At 71.6% G+C, this 18,158-nt stretch carries 16 protein-coding genes; 6 read left to right on the forward strand and 10 right to left on the reverse strand.

Annotated features, from left to right (window positions below; genetic code table 11):
- Positions 1–6 precede the first annotated feature (6 nt).
- From ABT008_RS07800 to ABT008_RS07810, 3 genes are all read left to right on the forward strand, one after another.
- Positions 7–861, forward strand: a complete 855-nt coding sequence (locus ABT008_RS07800) for a carbohydrate ABC transporter permease (RefSeq protein WP_350694587.1) — start codon at positions 7–9, stop codon at positions 859–861.
- 17 nt (positions 862–878) lie between these two features.
- On the forward strand, positions 879–1,346 hold the full coding sequence (locus ABT008_RS07805; RefSeq protein ID WP_350694588.1) for a hypothetical protein: 468 nt from the start codon (positions 879–881) through the stop codon (positions 1,344–1,346).
- A gap of 122 nt (positions 1,347–1,468) precedes the next feature.
- Positions 1,469–3,856, forward strand: coding sequence for a WD40/YVTN/BNR-like repeat-containing protein (locus tag ABT008_RS07810; RefSeq protein ID WP_350694590.1), 2,388 nt, complete (start codon positions 1,469–1,471; stop codon positions 3,854–3,856).
- 132 nt (positions 3,857–3,988) lie between these two features.
- Here ABT008_RS07810 and pdxY read toward each other — a convergent pair whose 3' ends face one another.
- From pdxY to ABT008_RS07830, 4 genes are all read right to left on the reverse strand, one after another.
- On the reverse strand, positions 3,989–4,840 hold the full coding sequence (gene pdxY, locus ABT008_RS07815; protein WP_350694592.1) for a pyridoxal kinase PdxY: 852 nt from the start codon (positions 4,838–4,840) through the stop codon (positions 3,989–3,991).
- 114 nt (positions 4,841–4,954) lie between these two features.
- The gene (locus tag ABT008_RS07820; protein WP_350694594.1) at positions 4,955–5,587 is read right to left on the reverse strand and encodes a hypothetical protein; all 633 of its coding nucleotides are present in this window, start codon (positions 5,585–5,587) and stop codon (positions 4,955–4,957) included.
- Between the two features lie 25 nt (positions 5,588–5,612).
- Positions 5,613–8,375, reverse strand: coding sequence for a M14 family metallopeptidase (locus tag ABT008_RS07825; protein ID WP_350694596.1), 2,763 nt, complete (start codon positions 8,373–8,375; stop codon positions 5,613–5,615).
- Positions 8,376–8,688: 313 nt separating this feature from the next.
- A complete protein-coding gene (locus tag ABT008_RS07830) occupies positions 8,689–9,444 on the reverse strand; it encodes a DUF3224 domain-containing protein (RefSeq protein WP_350694597.1) in 756 nt (251 codons plus the stop codon).
- A gap of 314 nt (positions 9,445–9,758) precedes the next feature.
- Here ABT008_RS07830 and ABT008_RS07835 point away from each other — a divergent pair, with 314 nt between their 5' ends.
- The 3 genes from ABT008_RS07835 (at position 9,759) to ABT008_RS07845 (ending at position 11,916) form a co-directional block, all read left to right on the forward strand.
- The gene (locus ABT008_RS07835; RefSeq protein ID WP_350694598.1) at positions 9,759–10,079 is read left to right on the forward strand and encodes a hypothetical protein; all 321 of its coding nucleotides are present in this window, start codon (positions 9,759–9,761) and stop codon (positions 10,077–10,079) included.
- A gap of 64 nt (positions 10,080–10,143) precedes the next feature.
- Positions 10,144–10,623 carry a hypothetical protein gene (locus ABT008_RS07840; protein ID WP_350694599.1) on the forward strand — a complete coding sequence of 160 codons (480 nt, stop codon included), beginning with the start codon at positions 10,144–10,146 and terminating at the stop codon, positions 10,621–10,623.
- A gap of 78 nt (positions 10,624–10,701) precedes the next feature.
- Positions 10,702–11,916, forward strand: a complete 1,215-nt coding sequence (locus ABT008_RS07845; protein WP_350694945.1) for an MFS transporter — start codon at positions 10,702–10,704, stop codon at positions 11,914–11,916.
- Here the strand turns inward: ABT008_RS07845 and ABT008_RS07850 are convergent.
- The 6 genes from ABT008_RS07850 to ABT008_RS07875 form a co-directional block, all read right to left on the reverse strand.
- Entirely contained in the window at positions 11,849–12,802 is a 954-nt protein-coding gene (locus tag ABT008_RS07850) for a diacylglycerol/lipid kinase family protein (protein ID WP_350694601.1), read from the reverse strand. The genes ABT008_RS07845 and ABT008_RS07850 overlap by 68 nt on opposite strands.
- A 270-nt stretch (positions 12,803–13,072) precedes the next feature.
- The gene (htpG, locus tag ABT008_RS07855; protein ID WP_350694603.1) at positions 13,073–14,989 is read right to left on the reverse strand and encodes a molecular chaperone HtpG; all 1,917 of its coding nucleotides are present in this window, start codon (positions 14,987–14,989) and stop codon (positions 13,073–13,075) included.
- 148 nt (positions 14,990–15,137) lie between these two features.
- Positions 15,138–15,404 carry a GlsB/YeaQ/YmgE family stress response membrane protein gene (locus tag ABT008_RS07860; RefSeq protein ID WP_350694605.1) on the reverse strand — a complete coding sequence of 89 codons (267 nt, stop codon included), beginning with the start codon at positions 15,402–15,404 and terminating at the stop codon, positions 15,138–15,140.
- 124 nt (positions 15,405–15,528) lie between these two features.
- Positions 15,529–16,104, reverse strand: a complete 576-nt coding sequence (locus ABT008_RS07865; RefSeq protein WP_350694606.1) for a GerMN domain-containing protein — start codon at positions 16,102–16,104, stop codon at positions 15,529–15,531.
- A complete protein-coding gene (locus tag ABT008_RS07870; RefSeq protein ID WP_350694608.1) occupies positions 16,101–17,459 on the reverse strand; it encodes a sensor histidine kinase in 1,359 nt (452 codons plus the stop codon). Before ABT008_RS07870 ends, ABT008_RS07865 begins: the two co-directional genes overlap by 4 nt.
- Entirely contained in the window at positions 17,456–18,139 is a 684-nt protein-coding gene (locus ABT008_RS07875; RefSeq protein ID WP_350694610.1) for a response regulator transcription factor, read from the reverse strand. The genes ABT008_RS07870 and ABT008_RS07875 overlap by 4 nt, the downstream gene beginning before the upstream one ends.
- Between the last annotated feature and the right edge of the window lie 19 nt (positions 18,140–18,158).

An 18,158-nucleotide genomic window follows, 5' to 3' on the forward strand; every position in this document is an offset into this window, starting at 1 on the left:
ACGTCGGTGACCGGCTGGGTGTTCCTCGCCCCGTACGCGGTCGCGGTGGTCCTGCTGATCGCGGTGCCGGCGCTGCTCAACGTCGGGTACGCGTTCACCGACCACACCGGCCTGACCCGTGATCCGCAGTTCGTCGGGCTGGCCAACGTCCGCCGACTACTCGACGACCGGTTCCTGCTGGACAGTCTGGAGGCGTCGCTGGTGCACGTGGCGCTGGCCGTGCCGCTGCGCTTCGTCGCCGCGGTCGGGCTGGGTCTGCTGCTCGCCGCCCCGCGCGTCGGCGGTCGCTGGTTCCGCACCGCCGTGTACCTGCCCACGGTGGTGCCGGACGTGGCACTGGCGGTGTTGTTCCTCTGGGTGCTCAACCCGCTCTACGGGCCGTTGAACCAGGTGCTCGGGCTGTTCGGGCACGACGGCTACAACTGGCTGGCCGACCCGACCACGGCCCGGGTGGGCGTGGTGCTGATGCTCGCGTTCCCGATCGGCGAGGGCTTCGTGGTGGTGCTGGCCGCCCGGCGGCTGCTCGCCGGTCGGTTGTACGAGGCGGCGGCCTTGGAGGGGTGCGGGCCGTTCGGGCAACTGCGTCGACTGACCCTGCCGCTGCTGGCCCCGGTGCTGGTGCTGCTGGCGGTGCGGGACATCGTGCTCACCCTCCAGGTGAACTTCGTCCCGGCGTACGTGCTCACCGACGGGCGGCCGGCCAACGCCACGCTCTACCTGCCGGTCTACATCTTCGACCAGGCCTTCGAGTTCTCCGGTTTCGCGTACGGCTCGCTGGTCACCATCGTGCTGATGCTGATCACGGCGACCATCATCACCGGGCTGCTGCTCGCCGTCCGCCGCTGGCGGGTACCCCGATGAGCTGGCATCCTGCTGCGGTGAGATTGCGTCACCTCGCCGTCACCGTCGTGCTGCTGCCGGTGCTGGCCGCCTGCGGCGGTGCCGAGACGCCCGGCGGCGGACCACGGGACCTGCTGGCGAACCTGCCCAGTTGTGACCGGGTGCCGCTGGACGAGGACCCGGAGGTCGAGGCGGACGTGCCCGGCCTGGTGCTGCCCGACGGTGCCCGGGTCACCGCCGTGGTGCGGCAGGGCGTGCTGACCACGGTGGAGGCGACCGTCCGGATGTCCCCGCTGGACGTCCGCGCGCACTACGAGCAGCGGGCCGACGTGGACCTGCTGAAGATCGAGGACGAGATCTTCGAGACCGAGGTGCTGACCCGGGCCGAACAGCGCCGGATGTACCTGCGGGCCTCGGCGCTCTGCGCCGACGGCAGCACGCTCACCGTGATGGTCGGCCCGGACTCCGACGACGCCGGACTGCCCGAGTTCCGTAGCGGCAGCTGATCGACCTCGACAGATGTCCTAACCGGGCGGCGCGTTTCCCGACACCTGCTCGGTGACGTTCGCCGATCTCCTGTCTAGCCTGCGCACACAGCACTTTCCGCGCTCGGATCAGGAGAGACCACATGAGGGCCACCTTCGTCCGGCGACATCGCGGGCTGACGGCGACGGCGCTGGTCGCGCTGCTCGCCACGGTCGCGTTGACGGCGTCGTCCGCCACCGTCCCATCGGCCGCCCCGTCGCTGGCCACCAGCTATCCCACCGGACCGATGGAGGTCCCCGACGAGTGGATGACCGCCCAGCGGATGAGCGACGGCAGCCGTGACCTGTCGGTCGTCAAGTACACCCGGGCCCGCGGTGAGGCCGACCGGCTCGCCACCCGGACCCGCAGCGCCTACCGTCCGCTGGCCGAGCGTCCCTGGTCCTTCTTCGGCCCGGCCAACATCGGCGGCCGGGTGGTCGACATCGCGGTGGATCCGCAGGTCCCCGACCAGATCTTCATCGCCGCCGCCTCGGGTGGGGTGTGGAAGTCCAGCGACGCGGGTGCCACCTTCACCCCGGCCTGGCCGGACGGCTGGGCGCAGGCCATCGGCGCGATCGCGATGACCAGCGACGGGGTCCTGTTCGCCGGCACCGGTGAGGCGCAGCCGGGCGGCGGGTCGATCACCTTCGGCGGTGACGGTGTCTACCGCTCCACCGACCGGGGCGCGACCTGGCAACGCGTCGGCCTGGCCGACAGCCACGCCATCGGGCGCTTCGCCGTCGACCCGAGCGACGAGGACCGCGTCTTCGCGGCGGCCAGTGGCAACCTGTTCGTGCCCGGTGGCGAGCGCGGGGTCTACCTGACCGAGGACGGCGGGGACACCTGGCGGCAGGTGCTCGCCCCGCCGAACGACACCACCGGCGCCACCGAGGTCGTGATCGACCCGACCGACCCCGACCGGGTGTACGCCGCCATGTGGGACCACCTGCGCGAGCCGCACCAGCGCACGTACGGGGGTCCGGGTTCCAGTCTGTGGCGCTCCGACGACGGCGGCGAGACCTGGGCGCGGATGACCACCGGCCTGCCCACCGACGCCGACCAGGGCCGCTGGGGACTCACCCTGGCACCGAGCGACCCGCAGCGCCTGTACGCGTACGTGGGCACCGCCCTCGGCCCGTTCCGGGCGTTCTACCGCTCCGACGACGGCGGCGACACCTGGACGCAGACACCGGTCAGCACCAGCCAGGCGTCGCAGTCGACGTTCAGCTGGTGGTTCGGGAAGATCTTCGTCGACCCGGGCAACGCGGACCACGTGTTCCTGATGGGCGTCAACCTGATGCGCTCCACCAACGGCGCCCGGAGCTTCTCCTCCGTCGGCGGTGTGCACGCCGACCAGCACGTGATGCGCTGGGACCCGAAGGTGCCGAACCGGGTCTATCTGGGCAACGACGGTGGCGTCTACCGCTCCCAGACCAACGGCGCCGGCGGGTGGGTGAAGGCCGTCGACGAGCGGTACACCCAGTTCTACACCGTCGACGTGGCGCAGACCGATCCGAGCCTGAAGGTCGGCGGCACCCAGGACAACGGCTGCAACCGGGGCTACAACGGCGTCGGCGGCCCCTGGAACGCGATCGGCTGCGGCGACGGGTTGCAGACCCTGATCCACCCGGAGAACCCGAACATCGTCTTCGGGTGCAGCCAGTACGGCGCCTGCTACCGGTCGGAGACCGCGGGCGGCACCCCGCGCCAGTCGATCGGGACGGGCCAGACCACCTCGCAGCGGCGCAACTGGCTGACCCCGCTCCAGTTCGACCCGAACGACCCGAACGTCATGTACTACGCCGGCAACATCGTGAACCGGTCGACGGACAACGGTCGGACCTGGACGGCGATCAGCCCGGACCTGACCGGCGGCGGCCCCAACGACCCGTCCGGCTACCCGTGGGGCACGATCACCAGCGTCGCCGCCGCGCCGAGCGACAGCGCCACGCTCTATGTGGGCACCGACGACGGCCGGCTCTGGTGGACCCGTGACCTCGGCGCGACCTGGCAGCAGGTCGACCCGGGCCAGTTGCCGGGCACCTGGGTCACCCGGGTGGCGGTCAACCCCAGGGACGCGAACGTCGCGTACGCCACCTTCTCCGCCTTCCGGTCCGGCAGCGACCGGGCGCACGTGATGATGACCCGCGACGGCGGCCGGACCTGGACCGACATCGGACGGGGTCTGCCCGACGCGCCGGTCAACTCGGTGATCCCGACGGCCGACGGCCTGCTGCTGGTCGGCACCGACGTGGGCGTGTTCGTGTCGGCGTGGAACGGCGGCGAGTGGGCCGCGCTCGGCACCACCCTGCCGAAGGCGGCGGTGATGTACCTGCGGTACCACGAGCCGTCGCGGCAGCTCACGGCGGCGACGTTCGGTCGGGGCATCTACGACCTGACGGTCCCCCGCTGCCCGGCCGCGTCCACCCGACTGCCGGTGCGTGACCCGGGGGTCGGGGTGGTGGGCGTCCTGGCGTCCTGCCGGGCCTGAGAGGACCGGGGGCCGTCCTCCCCCGGCCCCGGTCCACCGGAGGCCACCTCCCCACGAGCCAGGGGAGGTGGCCTCCGGTGCTCCGGTCACCGTAACCGGCGCGCTGCGGTCACCGGGAGTGGCGTCCTGCGGTCACCGCAACCGGCGGGCGGGGAACCGGGCCGGTGGGTCGGCGATCGCCTCCTGGGCGGCGACCAGTTGCAGTTCGCGGGTGCCGGCCGCGAGCGTCGCCTCCAGCACCGCGAAGATCGAGGCAGTGGTGCGTTCCAGCGCCGTCGCGGGTGATCCGGTGCTGCGCAGGTGCGCCAGATAGAGCGCGGCGGTGACGTCGCCGCCGCCGTTCGGGCTGATCGGCAACAGTGGCGTGGTCACCGCCCAGGCGCCCTCGTCGGAGACGGCCACCACCTCCAGCGAGTCGGGCGGTGCGTCGCCGTGCAGCACGCTGGTGACCAGGACGTGTCGGGGGCCGGTGGCGCGTACCACGTCGACCGCCGCCAGCACGTCGTCGAGCGAGTGCGTCGACCGGCCGGCGAGGAACTCCAGCTCGAACTGGTTCGGGGTGACGATGTCGGCCCGGGGCACCACCACGTCGCGCAGGTACTCGGGGATGCCGGGCCGGACGAACATGCCTCGGCCGACGTCGCCCATCACCGGGTCGCAGCAATAGACGGCGTCCGGGTTGGCGGTCTTGACCAGGGTCACCGCGTCGAGGATCACCGCGCCCATCGCCGGGTCGCCCTGGTAGCCGGAGAGGATCGCGTCGGCGTCGCCGAGCACCCCACGGTCGGCGATGCCGGCGATCACCTCGGCGACGTCGGCGGGCGCGAGCAGTGGTCCGCGCCAGGCGCCGTACCCGGTGTGGTTGGAGAAGTGCACGGTCAGCACCGGCCAGACCTCGTGCCCGAGCCGTTGCAGCGGGAACACGGCGGCCGAGTTGCCGACGTGGCCGTAGGCGACCGAGGACTGGATCGACAGGATCTTCACCCGTCCATCATCGCGCCTGCCGCTCCCTGCGCGCCGCAGGGGTCGCCCTTCGGCCAGGTCACGGCCGTGCACCGGGTGGGGGCCGCCGTGTGGCGACCCCCACCCGGTGAGGTCCTACTCGAACAGGGACAGGGTCAGCGTCGAGGTGTACTCACCCGCGGCCACGTCCGCCGGAGTGCGCAGGAACAGGTCCGCGTCGACCGAGTACGCGCCACCCGCGACGGCACCGGAGTCGAACGTGGAGACCAGCAGCTCCTGGTCGACCAGACCCACGTTGTTGCCCGGCTGCGTCGGCTCGTCCAACACCGTCACGACCTCTTCACCCTCACTGACCAGACCGGTGTCCCCACCGTCGATCAGCCGCGGCTTCCAGCCCAGGTGCCCGGCACCGATCGGCTCCTGACCCGCCCCACCGGTGAAGTCCGTGGCACTACCCAGCACCGCCCACGCCGCACCCGAGGGCACCTCGTCAGCGGTACGCGTGTCGGTGACCGTCACCGTCGGCAACCCACCGACGAACTGACGCACCAACAACGTCGACCCCTCCTCGGTCAACGCCACCGAGTCACCCGCGACCGTCATCGCCAGCACACCCGGCTCGACCAGCTCCTCGATGTCCACCGTGACGGTGACGTCACCGCTGTCACCCGGGTCGGCCGACACCGGCGCGGCCATCGCCACCGACCCGACCAACAGGGCCCCGGCGGCACCCGCCGCCAGCAACCGCTTCCGATTGTCTGTGCTCATCTGCTTCTCTCCGTGTCGTTCGCGGTCACTGGGCTTGACGGGGGTCGGCGGCACAGTTGGCCGCGGCGTGGTCCCGGGTGACGACGGTGGTGACGCTCTCACCGTCGACCGAGCCGGTCGCCCGGACCGTCGCGGTGCCGGACGGGACCGACGCGGCACGGGTGGTGAACTGCTGGAACGCGCTCGCACCCGGCGCCACGGCCGACACCGACCGCTGCCCGTACGCGCTCTCCAACACCACGTCCACCGGACCGTCGTGATCGTTACGCGCCTGCACCGCCACGTACGCCTTCCCGGCCACACACCGCGCCTGCACGGTGACCGTCACCGGCACCTCGGGCTCGGCGTTCGGGTCGGTCAGCCGCTTGCGGTTGTAGTTGTCGTCCTGACCGTCGGGCTGGTAGTCGCGCTCCACGTTGCCCGCCGCGTCCACCGAGAACCAGTGCACGGTCGTGCCGACCGGGACGGTCAGCGTCTCGCCGCCCTCCCGGATGCCTCCCGAGCCGTAGAGCGTGGACTCGAACGTCGGCCGGCTGCCGTCGAGGGTGTAGAACACCGCCGCCGGTTCGCTGGTGGAGAACGTCACGTCGACCGAGCCCTCGGTGGCGCTGGTGGCCACCTCGACGGAGCTGGTGGGTGCCGACTCGTCGGTGTCGAAGTCGCGGGCCACCCGCAGCATCTCGACCAGGCCGTTGGAGAACTCCATCGTCTCCTCCCGGGCCGACGCCCAGGTCGGCTGGAAGGAGGTGCCGACCTCGAAGTTCCAGGCGTAGATGCCGTACTTGTACCAGAGCATGTCACCGGAGTTGCCGGCCGCCGAGTAGAGCACGTCGGCGATCGGACCGGTGCGCGCCGGGGTGACCGCGAGGTTACGGTGCCGCTTGATCGAGGTCAGGATCCGCGACGACGCACCCCAGAACAGCGACTCCTCGGCCAGCGTCGGACGCGGGGCGGAGACCCGGCCCGGAGTGGCGTACGAGCCCGGCGACCACATGAAGTAGTTGCCCGAGGAGTGCAGGTTCATCGAGAACTTGACGTTCGGCCGGGAGGCCAGCCAGTCGACGTTGCGGCTCTCCGGCTCGGACAGCTCGTCCGGCCCGGCGTACGTGCCGCTGGTGCAACTCGTCGACGCGCCCGAGTAGCCGTCGAAGAGGCTGTACTCGGTGTAGTTGCGGTTGTTGTCCACACCCCAGGAGGTCCGGCCGAGGAAGTCCCCGGAGGTCTCCGGCGTGCAGTGGTTGGTCATGTTCTTGCGCTGCGAGTTGAAGTCGTAGAACGAGTAGTGCCCGCCGTCCGGGTTGATCGACGGCGCGATCCAGATGTCGAGGTTGTCCACCAGCTCGCGGGTGTTCGCGTCGTGCGCGTAGTTGCGCAGCAACCGCTCGGCGGTCTCGATGGTCACCAGCGGAGGCACCCACTCCCGCGCGTGTTCCTGCGCGTAGGCGAGGACACCCATCTTGGAGCCATCGCGGTGCTTGCCGATCCGGATGGCGTACACCGCGTGCGGGTCACGGGAGACCGTCGTCGGCGCGGACAGGCCGTCGGAGAGCGCGGTCGGCGCGGCCGGCGCCACCACACCCGTGCCCGCGTTACCGCGGTAGGTGTACGCGGTGAGCAGCGTGCCCGCCTGGGCGTTGAGCGCGGCGGCCACCTCGGCGGCGGTGCTGGTGACGGTGCCGGCGGCGTCGGTGGCGAGACCGACGCGGACCTGGTTGCCGGTCACGGTCACCGTCAGCGACGCGCTCGCGGTGCCGGGGTTCGCCAGTTCGACGGTGATGTCGTTACCGCCCTGGTGCCCCCAGGCCAGCGAGTCGACGCCGACGCGGCTGGCGTTGGCGGCGCCGAGTACGGCCTGCGCCTTGCGGCGGTAGCCGTTGGTCTTGTGCGGCAGCTCGACGATCTCGGAGATCTCCGGGTACTGCGCGGACATCGACTTGATCCGGTCGTAGAGCTCTGTGGGGGTCAGGTAGCTGGTGACGAAGTCCTTCTGGTAGCCCGGTCCCTCCGGGTCGGTGTCCGGGATGGGCAGCCACTCGTGCACCTTGGCGACCGCCACGTCACCGGTCGGGCTGGTGATCCGTACGTAGTCCGGGCGGCTGGTCACCTGCGCCGCACCCCGGTGGTAGAGGTACACCCCGGCGTCGACGAACCGGGTGATGTTCTGCGTACCGCCGGAGCCGAACTCGGTGCCCGGCCCGCTGTCCCGCTCGACGGTCAGCGCGGTGGCGGCGGTCTGTCCCTGCGCCCACTTCGCCTCCACCGACAGCACCTGGGTGGTGCCCGAGGTGTAGTAGTCGGCACGGATGATCTTGACATCCGAGGCGGCGGACCGGGCGGCGACGGCGGCTCCGGAGAACTCGCGGTTGTCGGCCAGGTGGGCGGCGATGGTCGCCTCCCGCTCGGCGATGCGGTCCTGCGCGTCCTCCTCGGTGTGCAGCACCTTGCCGAAGGTGAAGCCGGCCCGGGTCAGCGTGGCGACCTCGTTGCCGGTCACCACGGCGTGCACCACGATGCCGTCGGCGGTGTGGTGGACGTGGTGGTCGAGGTCGACGCCGGTGGCCACCAGGGCGTCCAGCTCTGTGGTGTCGGCCACCACCACCTCGATCACGCTGGTCTGCTCGTCGGCCAGCCGGCCGAGGTCGGCGGGGGTCTCGGCGCCCGGCGCGGCGGTCTGCGGCACCACGGCCGAGGCCGGACTGACCAGCAGCAGCACGGCCGTGCCGGCGGCCAGCGCGGCGGAGAAGGGTATCCGGCGTCGCCACCGGGAACGGGTACTGAACTCCGACATGAGGCTCGTGGCCCCTTCTCGGCGTGCGGTGGGGGTGTGGGGGTTCGCACCTCACCTCGGCTGTCTCAGCTCCGGGGACAACCACGGCCAGGTACATCCGACATGGACACCGCCCGCATCGCCGATTACGCAGCGTCACACGTCGAGAGGTAGGAGTGATCAGGTTGCGGACCACTCTCACCTGGCGAAGGTCATCTGTCAATCGTCTCGAAGTATGGACAGCGCCGCCGCACGCACCCCCGCTGAGCACGGACGCCGCGTCCGACCCGCCGTCGCGGAAGGGTCGAACGCGGCGCCGTGCGCGGCTTCCGGGTTACGGAAGGCTGTAACCGAGGCTGTACGAGACCAGCGTCTCGCACGTCTCCGGGGTGTCCCTCGGTCCGCAGTGGTCGCGGGACGCCACCACCGTGAAGCTGCCGGTCAGACCCGTCAGCTTGCCGTAGCCCGTACCCGGCGTGATGTCGAAGATCATCGTGAACGTGCCATCGGCGCTCTGCTTACCCTCGGACTCGAAGACGAAGCCGCCCTCCAGCCCGTCCAGGGTGCCGGCGAAGACCCCGGCGCTGTCGATGGTGCCGTTGCCCTCGCGGTCCAGGATCTGGAACTCGACGTCCTCGGTCTCACCGACGAGTCCGCCCACATACTTCATGCCGTACAGGACACGCCACACCGAATGTCCGGCCGGCGTGCCCTTGACCTGCTCGAAAGCGACGTGGCGCGGATACAGGTCGCCGGTCACCACCTTGTACGCACCGGGCGATCCCGGCGAGACGGTGGGCAGCGGCCGGACGATGCGGTCGCGCGCCGCCGCGCGGTCCGATGTCGACCGCACCGCCTCCGACCCGTCGGCCGACGGTGTGGCGCCGGCTCCGGCAAAGCGCGACTGCAACACAGGCGGCACCGACGAAGTGCCCGAGTCGATCGTGGCGGCGGTCCTGGCGGTCGGGGCGGTGGCCTGCGGGACGATGGCGGCGGCGGGGCTGACCAGCAGCACTGCCGCGCCGGCCGCCAACACGGAGGAGACGGCGATCCGGCGTCGCCACGGGGAACGGGTACGGAACTCGGACATGAGGCTTGTGGCCCCTTCTCGGCGCGCGGAGGTGATGGGGTGGGCGTCGCCCCGCGCCTCGGCCCGCGGAAAGCGGGCGGCACGGAGCGTCCGGAGTGGACGCCGCCCGCGTCACCGATTGCGCAGCGTCACACCTCGGATGTGGAGGGTAATCGATTGCGCACAACTTTCACGCAACAAGCGACCACTGTCAATAATCCCGGGGGGCCGAATTTGTCACGCCCGCCTCCCCCGCCAACCCGGCGGTAGGCGTTTGACCTGGGCGCAGAGTGGAGACCAGGAACGGGAAGCTCGACAACGAGGGGGGACATCGCATGTCCGAATACACCACCGAGCGGCCGGATACAACCCACGAGCGCCCCGAACACGTCACAGATCCGCTGCTGTGGCGACTCGCCCTGCACGTCGCCGACGCGCACGCGCCGGCCGAGGACGGGGACTGCGCCCACCTGCTCTGCGCCGGCCAGGAGTGGCCGTGCGCGCCGTGGCAGCAGGCCCAACGCGCGCTCGCCCTGGCCCAGGGCGGCACGGCGAGCGCGCCACCGGCACCCACACGACAGAGCGAATGGTCGACGCAGCCGGCACTGCCGAGTCGGGCCGCGGAGCGTGCGCGCCGCGATTCCGCCGCCGCCTGAGCGGCGGGTCGGCCCGGTCGTCGCCAGGCGACCCGCCGCACTGCTGTCAAGATAACGTTGACACGTGCAGGATCCACTCGGCGACCTGGCCGGCGTCCCGGCAGCCCGAGACCGGCTGGACGAGGCGGAGCTGGATCTCATCGACCGCGCCCGACAGGCCGGCGCGGCCTGGCAGCAGATCGCGGCGGCGCTCGGACTGGGTAGCCGGCAGGCCGCCGAGCAGCGTCGCCAGCGGTTGGCCGCCCGCCGTCGGGCGCGGTTGGCCGAGTCCGACCAGCGCTGGCCGAGTGAGGTCGCCGCGCTTCGTGCCCTGCTCACCGGGTTGCAGCGCTGGATCGACGCCGATCGCCGCTGGGACAGCCGCTTTCCCGGAGCCACGCTGACCCGACACACCACGGCGCTGGCCCTGGAGGCCGCACCCGGCGCCCTGTACGACCTGGCCAGACACGTCGCCGCCGACCTCCGCCGGGCCGGGCGACGGCTGCCGAACCCGGTCCGCACCATCGCGCGACACCTCGACACCGCTCTGTCAACGACTCGTTGACGGGCCTCGACACTATTGCCCCTGGCCGACTCAAGGGTTGAGGCTATGAGTCACCTCGACTCAACCCGGGAGCGGCATGTGCGGCGCAACGCGATCCTGTTCGTGACGATCTCCGTGCTCTCCGGCTGCGGCGGCAGCGCCATGGCCCTGGTCTCCGGAATCTGGATCCTCGACCTGACCCGGTCCAGCAGCCTCGCCGCGCTCGCCGGGCTCTGCGTCTACGCACCCACCCTCGCCGGACCCTGGTGCGGTGCCCTGGTCGACCGGCTACCCCGACGACCGCTCGTCATCGCGGTCAACCTGACCCTGGCCGCCGTCCTGCCAACGCTGCTGGCCGTACGCGGACCCGGGCAGGTGTGGCTCCTGTTCTGCGTCTCCACGGTGTACGGCGTCGCGTACGTGCTCGTCGACGCGGGCGAGAGCGCACTGCTGCCCGCCGCGCTGTCACCGGACGAACTCGGTCACGTCAACGGATGGCGGTCCAGCGCACAGGAGGGCGTCAAAATCGTCGCCCCGCTGGCCGGCGCCGGTCTGTACGCCTGGCAGGGCGGACACCTCGTCGCGCTGCTCGCCGCACTCCTGCCCGCCCTGGTCGCCGCCCTGTACGCCCTGCTCCGGCTGCGGCGTCCCGCACCGGCAACCGCGTCCCGGCGCCCGGGAGTCCGGGCCGGCCTCGCAGTCCTCTGGGAGTCGCCGTCGACGCGGCTGCCGGTGGTCCTCGCGGGCGTGGCGATCGCCGCGTCCGGCTTCACCACCGCCGCCGGGTACGCCGTCGTCACCGACGATCTCGGCCTGCCGGCGACCTTCCTCGGCGTCCTGCTCAGCACGCAGGGCCTCGGCTCGATCGTCGGAGGGTTGGTCGCCGGTCGGCTGATCGCCCGGTTCGGCCCGACCACCGTCGCCGTCGGCGGCGTGGCGCTCTTCGCCGCGAGCTGTCTGGGCCGCTGTCTGCCCTGGTGGCCGGCGGTGGTCGTCGCCTCGGTGGTGGCCGGAGTCGGCCTGCCGTGGGCGCTCGTCGCGGCCGTCACCGCCGTGCAGACGCACAGCCCCGACGAGCTGCTGGGCCGGGCCGCCGCGACCGCCAACACGATCATGTTCGGACCGATCGCGGCGGCGATCCCGCTCGGGTCCGCCGCCGTGCTGCTGGGCGGCCGACCACCGCTCGTCCTCGCCGCCACCGTCTGCCTCGTCGCCGCCGCCGTGGTGTGGCGTCGGCAACGCCGGCTCACCGTGGCGCGGCCGCCGACTCCCCGTCGGGGCAGCAGACGGTCAGGGCAGCGGGTACGACCTTGACCTTGAGGCGCTTCGTCCGCGACCGGGCGCCACCGTCCATCTCGTACGTCTTCGGCTCGGCGAAGCGGACCCTGACCTTGCGACCCCGGGTGATCCGGAGGAACTTCGAGTCCTCGGACCGGCCGGTGGCCATCTTGCCGAGCGTCCGCGCCCAGTCGACGGGACCGCCGGCGATGGAGACACCGATCTCCAGCGAACCGCTGTCCGGGCGGGCGTCGTCGAAGGCGGGTATGCCACCGGTGATCGTGCCGACGTTGCCGAAGAGCACGCAGCTCGCGTCCCCCTCGAACCACAGGTCACCGTCGACGGTGATCCGGGTCCGGGTCAGTTCCCCACGGACGTGGCGCAGGCCGGTCCAGACGTACGCGAGCCGGCCCAGGCGGCCCTTCATGTCCCGGTCCGCCTCCCGGATCAGGTCGCCGTCGAACCCGGCGCCGGCCATCACCGCGAAGTGCTCCCCGTTGAGCCGACCGAGGTCGAGGCGGCACCGTCGGCCGTGCAGGCCGATCCGTACCGCCTCCGGCAGGTCCTCCGGGATGCCCAGGTTGCCGGCGAAGAGGTTGGCGGTGCCGGCCGGCAGGATCGCCATCGGGGTCTGCGTGCCGGCCAGGGTGTCGGCACAGCGCTGCACCATCCCGTCGCCGCCCCAGACGAAGATCAGCTCGGCGCCCTGGTCGAGGGCCTTGCGCACCTTCTTCGGTGCCTTGCGGCTCTTGGGCACCTCGTACCAGAGCAGGTCCCGCACTCCCGCGCCGACCAGCGCGGCGCGCAGTTCGTCCAGGCCACCGCCCAGCGTCTTCTTCCGATGGGCCACCACCGCCACCGTGCCGACCGCCAGGTCGGGGGCCGGCGGCCGGTCCGGGTCCACCACCACACTCGCGCTCATGGCCGCCGCAATACCCCGCCGCCCGAGAATCCACGCCTGGCTCGACTGTCCGCCGACGCCGTTCGGTCCCATCTCGGTGCCGGCCACCGCACACGGGTGACGCGGCGGATCGTGGTACGGGCACGCCCCCCGAAGGGCCGTTCCGCACCAAGATCTGTGAACGGGACACGACATGCGGAAACACGGGTGCCGCCTCGCACGGGCGGGACCTGACGTACCGGAACGCGGGCACACGCCCGGTGTGGGCGCGGCCCGCGTTCCGGTGACCGACTACAACGTGCGGGCGAGGCGGTCGGCGAGGATCCGGGCGAAGCGGGACGGGTCTGCCAGGTCGCCGCCCTCGGCGAGCAGGGCGGTGCCGTACAACAGCTCGGCGGTCTCGGCCAGGGCCGGCTCGGTGTCGCCCTGCTCGTGGGCCTTGCGTAGGCCGGTGACGAGCGGGTGGCCCGGGTTCAGCTCCAGGATGCGCTTGACCTTCGGCACCTCGTGGCCCATCGCCCGGTACATCTTCTCCAGCGTCGGAGTGAGGTCCTGGGCGTCACCGACCACGCAGGCCGGTGAGGTGGTCAGCCGCGAGGAGAGGCGGACCTCCTTCACCGACTCGGCCAGCACCCCGCCCATCCAGTCGAGCAGGGCGGCGTACTCGGTGCGCTGCCGCTCCCGCTCGGCCTCGGCCTCGGTGCGCTCCTCCTCGGTGTCCAGGTCGACCTGGCCCTTGGCGACCGAGCGCAGCGTCCTGCCGTCGTAGCTGCCGACCCGCTCCACCCAGACCTCGTCGACCGGGTCGGTGAGCAGCAGCACCTCGTAGCCCTTGGCCCGGAACGCCTCCATGTGCGGGGAGTTCTCGATGGTGGCCCGGTGCTCGCCGGTGGCGTAGTAGATGTCGGTCTGGCCGTCCTTCATCCGGCTGACGTAGCCGGCCAGGTCGGTCTGCTCCGCCGGGTCGTTCGTGGACGCGACCGAGACGATCTCCAGCAGGGTGTCCCGGTTGTCGGTGTCGTCGACCAGCCCCTCCTTGACCGCCGCGCCGAACTCGGTCCAGAAGGTGCGGTAGCGCTCGGGCTGCCCGGTCTTGAGGTCCTTGACGGTGGCCAGCACCTTCTTGACCAGGCGGCGACGCACCGCGCGGATCTGGCGGTCCTGTTGGAGGATCTCCCGGGAGATGTTCAGGCTCAGGTCGTGCGCGTCCACCACGCCCTTGACGAAGCGCAGGTAGTTGGGCATGAGCGCGTCGCAGTCGTCCATGATGAAGACGCGCTTGACATAGAGCTGCACGCCCCGACGGCCCTGCGCGGCGAAGAGGTCCAACGGCGCGTGCGACGGGATGAACAGCAGCGCGTCGTACTCGAAGGTGCCCTCGCCCCGCATGTGGATGGTCTCGAGGGGATCCGCCCAGTCGTGGCCGACATGCTTGTAGAACTCGTGGTACTCGGCCGGCTCGACCTCGCTGCGCGGGCGGGCCCACAGCGCCTTCATCGAGTTCAGCGTGACCGTCTCGGTGGTGGCCGGGGCGTCGTCCGCGCCGGGCCGCTCGACGGTCGTGCGGATCGGGTGGGCGATGAAGTCGGAGTACCGCTTGACGATCTCGCGGATGGTCCACTCGGCGGTGTAGTCGTGCAGGTTGTCCTCGGTGTCGACGGGCTTGAGGTGCAGCGTCACCGCGGTGCCCTGGGGCGCGTCGTCGAGCGCCTCGACCGTGTACGTGCCGCCACCGTCGGACTCCCAGCGGGTGCCGCCGCTCTCGCCGGCCCGCCGGGTGACCAGCTCGACCTTCTCGGCCACCATGAAGGCGGCGTAGAAACCGACGCCGAACTGGCCGATCAGGTCCTGCGACGCTCCGGCGTCCTTGTTCTCCCGCAACTGGCGCAGCAGCTCGGCGGTGCCGGACTTGGCGATCGTCCCGATGACGGAGACGACCTCGTCGCGGGTCATGCCGATGCCGTTGTCGCGGACGGTCAGGGTGCGGGCGTCCCGGTCGACGTCGAGGGCGATGTGCAGGTCGCCGGTGTCGACGTCGAGATCCTTGTCGACCATCGACGCCAGGCGCAGCTTGTCCAGTGCGTCCGAGGCGTTGGAGATCAACTCGCGGAGGAACACGTCCTTGTTCGAGTAGATCGAGTGGACCATCAACTGAAGCAGTTGACGCGCCTCGGCCTGGAACTCCAAGGTCTCGGTCCGGTCGTTCACGCCGTGTCCTCTCTCGGTCGTACGCATGACGGGTCGCACAAAGGATACGAGCCGTCATGACGTACGTGCGTCCGGTGGTCACCCGAACCGCCAAACGCCGTCGGCCCGCCCCGGGAACACCCCGGAACGGGCCGACGAAGGAGGAGGATCAGCGGCGGCGCCCGTACGCCCCGGCGACGATCGACACGCCGACTGCGGCGAAGGCCACCTGGATGAACAGCTCGATCCAGTCGATGCCGGCGGTGTCGTCCACGCCGAGCAGTCCGGCCACCACCGTGCCGAGGATCGCGGCCACGATACCGATCAGGATCGTCAACAGGATCGGGATCCGCTGCCGGCCCGGCACCACGAGCCGACCGAGCGCGCCGATGACCAGACCGATGACGATGGCCATGAAGAAGCCGGTGATTTCCACGAGAGCCGTCCCTTCGCGCTTTTGGTGTGACGACGTGGTGCCCCTGCCGCCGTACCGGTCAAACGCCACCGCGCGGGGGCTGAGGTGTTTGTCACGCAACCGTCACGAAGCTGCGGAACTCCCGTCATCGAGGACTGACGAGCACCGCGTAGTCGGCGGAGGTGAGCGGATCCGCCGAGAGCGAACCGTCCGCCCGGGGCACCCGCAGCGGAGTGCCGTCACCGTCCAGGAAGATCACCGCCGACACGTCGGGGCGGGCGCTGAGCGTGCTGACGATCTGCCCGTACGCGAGCAGTTCGTCGCTGCGGCCGGTGTCGGCGCCGGCCGGGGTGACCGTCACCCGGGCCTGCCCGCCGACGAGTTGCACCACGGCGGTGCTCAGCGCCCCGGGCAGGGCGCTGCCGACGCCGTCGTCCCGCTCCCCCGGCGTCGGCCCGGCCAGCAGGTCGCGGAGCTGCTCGTCGGGAGTGGGCACCTGGTCGACCCGGCGGGTCACCGGCACCAGCCGGTCGTCGCGCGAGAAGTAGAGCAACTCGGTGAGGGCCCCGGTCTCCGCCGCGGTGGGGGCGGCCGTCGCGGTGTACGGGAACGGGCCCGGCGGCGGCGTCACGGTCCGGGGCTGGTCCTCGGCGGGTACCCCGCACGCGGCGACCAGGGTCAGCACGAGGGCGGCCGAGACCCGCCCGGCGGTACGCCTCATCCGAGGCTGCCCGGCAGCGTGATCCGGAACCGTGCCCCGCCCTCGGGACGGTCGCTGACCGTGGCGTCACCGCCATGCGCGGCGGCGTGCTGGGCCACCAGCGCGAGGCCGAGGCCGGTGCCGTCGCCGCCACCCCGGAAGTTGGCCGCCCGGCCGCGCACGAAGCGGTCGAAGATCGCCTTCCGGTCCTCCATCGGCACCCCCGGTCCCTCGTCGTCGACCTCCACCACGCCGGTGTCACCGTCGCGGGACAGCGACACCGCCACCGGGCCGGCACCGTAGCGTTCGGCGTTGTCGAGCAGGTTGGTCAACACCTGCGCCACGCGTCGCCGGTCCACCTGCCAGGTGGCCGGGGTGTCCGGGGCGAGGTGCACCATCGACTCTGGCAGGTCCCGGTCCCGGCACGCCTGCCGGGCCAGCGCCCCGACGTCGACCGGCTCCCGGTGTGTCGGCTGATCGCTGCGGGCCAGGTCCAGCAGGTCGTTGACGAGCTGCTGGAACCGGGCGATCTCGTCGGCCACCAGCCGGGCGGCGGTGGTGGTCCGCTCGTCCTGGTTCTCCCGCCGCTTGCTCAGCACGCTGGCGGCTGCGGCGAGCGTCTGCAACGGCGACCGCAGCTCGTGGCTGACGTCGGCGGCGAAACGCCGGTCCCGGTCGATGCGGCGGGCCAACTCGTCCACCATCCGGTTGAACGAGGTGGAGAGCCGGGTCAGGTCCGGGTCGGTGTCCGGCGCGAGCCGGGTGGTGAAGTCGCCCGCGGCGATCCGCTCGGCGGCGTCGGCGACGGCGGTGAGCGGGCGCAGCCCGTGCCGGGTGGCGTACCAGCCGAGCGCCGCCCCGGAACCGGCCACCACGATCGCGACGGCGGTGAGCGCCAGCGCGAGCACCTGGAAGGTCTGGTCCAGCTCCCGCAGCGAGACGATCTCATAGAACGCCGCCGAGTCCGACAACGGCACACCCACCAGCACCACCGGTTGGTCGGCGACCCGGACCCGCTGCACGGCGGGCTCGCCGGCCATCACCAGGTCCTGCAACCGCTGTGGGATGGCCGGGGTGGTGCCGGTGTCGGCCCGCCGGCCGTACCACTCGCCGTTGAAGTACAGCACCGCCCGTCGGCTGGTGCCGGTGTCCAGGGCGCGCAGCGCCTCCGCCACGTCCGGCTCGTCGGTGGCCAGGCCCGCCCGGACCACCTCCGCGTCGTAGTACGCCGCTCGCAGCACGGTGCGTTCCCGCTCGTCGAGCAGGGTCCGGCGGGTCAGCTCGTACGACACCAGGGCCATCGAGGCGGACAGCGACAGCGCGCCGACGGCGAACGCCGCGGTGACCCGGGCACGCAGACCGAGGCGTGGTCTCATCTCTGCAGCTTGTAGCCGAGCCCGCGCAGCGTCACCAGGTGCCGGGGGTTGGCCGGATCGAGTTCGATCTTCTGGCGGAGCCGACCCACGTGCACGTCGACGAGCCGTTCGTCGCCGGTGTCGTAACCCCACACCCGGCTGAGCAACTGCTGCCGGGAGAGCACCCGCCCGGCGTGCTCGGCCAGCTCGCAGAGGAGCCGGAACTCGGTGCGGGTGACCGCGACCGGGGTACCGGACCGCCGCACCTCCCCCGCCTCCGGGCTGACCTCCAACTCACCGAAGGCGAGCACCGGCACCGACTCCTCCACCGGAGCCACCGTGCGGGCGCGGCGGCGCAGGGCCCGTAGCCGGGCGGTCAGCTCCTTGATCGCCACCGGCTTGACCACGTAGTCGTCGGCACCGGCCTCCAACGCGGCGACGATGTCGTGGGTGTCGTCGCGGGCGCTGACCACCACGATCGGCACGTCGTCGTCGCGGCGGAGCTGACGGATGCCCTCGAAGCCGTCGATGCCGGGCAGCATCAGGTCGACCAGGACGTAGTCGGCCGGGTCCCGGCGCTGCGAGCGCAGGCCCTCCTCGGCGGTGGCCGCGCCCCGGGCCTCGTAGCCCTCGTCCTCCAGGGCGAGCAGCAGCGCCAACCGGATCCGGTCGTCGTCCTCGATCACCAGTACCGCTGTCATACCGGCATCATCCCCAAGC

Source organism: Micromonospora sp. NPDC002389 (assembly GCF_040296095.1).
GTDB lineage: Bacteria > Actinomycetota > Actinomycetes > Mycobacteriales > Micromonosporaceae > Micromonospora.

What these genes read in the sequence shown, in the direction of transcription:
- ABT008_RS07825 (WP_350694596.1), bottom strand. Translation starts at nt 8,375, where the DNA reads ATGTCGGAGTTCAGTACCCGTTCCCGGTGGCGACGCCGGATACCCTTC.
- ABT008_RS07810 (WP_350694590.1), top strand. Translation starts at nt 1,469, where the DNA reads ATGAGGGCCACCTTCGTCCGGCGACATCGCGGGCTGACGGCGACGGCG.
- ABT008_RS07865 (WP_350694606.1), bottom strand. Translation starts at nt 16,104, where the DNA reads ATGAGGCGTACCGCCGGGCGGGTCTCGGCCGCCCTCGTGCTGACCCTG.
- ABT008_RS07870 (WP_350694608.1), bottom strand. Translation starts at nt 17,459, where the DNA reads ATGAGACCACGCCTCGGTCTGCGTGCCCGGGTCACCGCGGCGTTCGCC.
- ABT008_RS07830 (WP_350694597.1), bottom strand. Translation starts at nt 9,444, where the DNA reads ATGTCCGAGTTCCGTACCCGTTCCCCGTGGCGACGCCGGATCGCCGTC.
- ABT008_RS07850 (WP_350694601.1), bottom strand. Translation starts at nt 12,802, where the DNA reads ATGAGCGCGAGTGTGGTGGTGGACCCGGACCGGCCGCCGGCCCCCGAC.
- ABT008_RS07835 (WP_350694598.1), top strand. Translation starts at nt 9,759, where the DNA reads ATGTCCGAATACACCACCGAGCGGCCGGATACAACCCACGAGCGCCCC.
- ABT008_RS07875 (WP_350694610.1), bottom strand. Translation starts at nt 18,139, where the DNA reads ATGACAGCGGTACTGGTGATCGAGGACGACGACCGGATCCGGTTGGCG.
- ABT008_RS07820 (WP_350694594.1), bottom strand. Translation starts at nt 5,587, where the DNA reads ATGAGCACAGACAATCGGAAGCGGTTGCTGGCGGCGGGTGCCGCCGGG.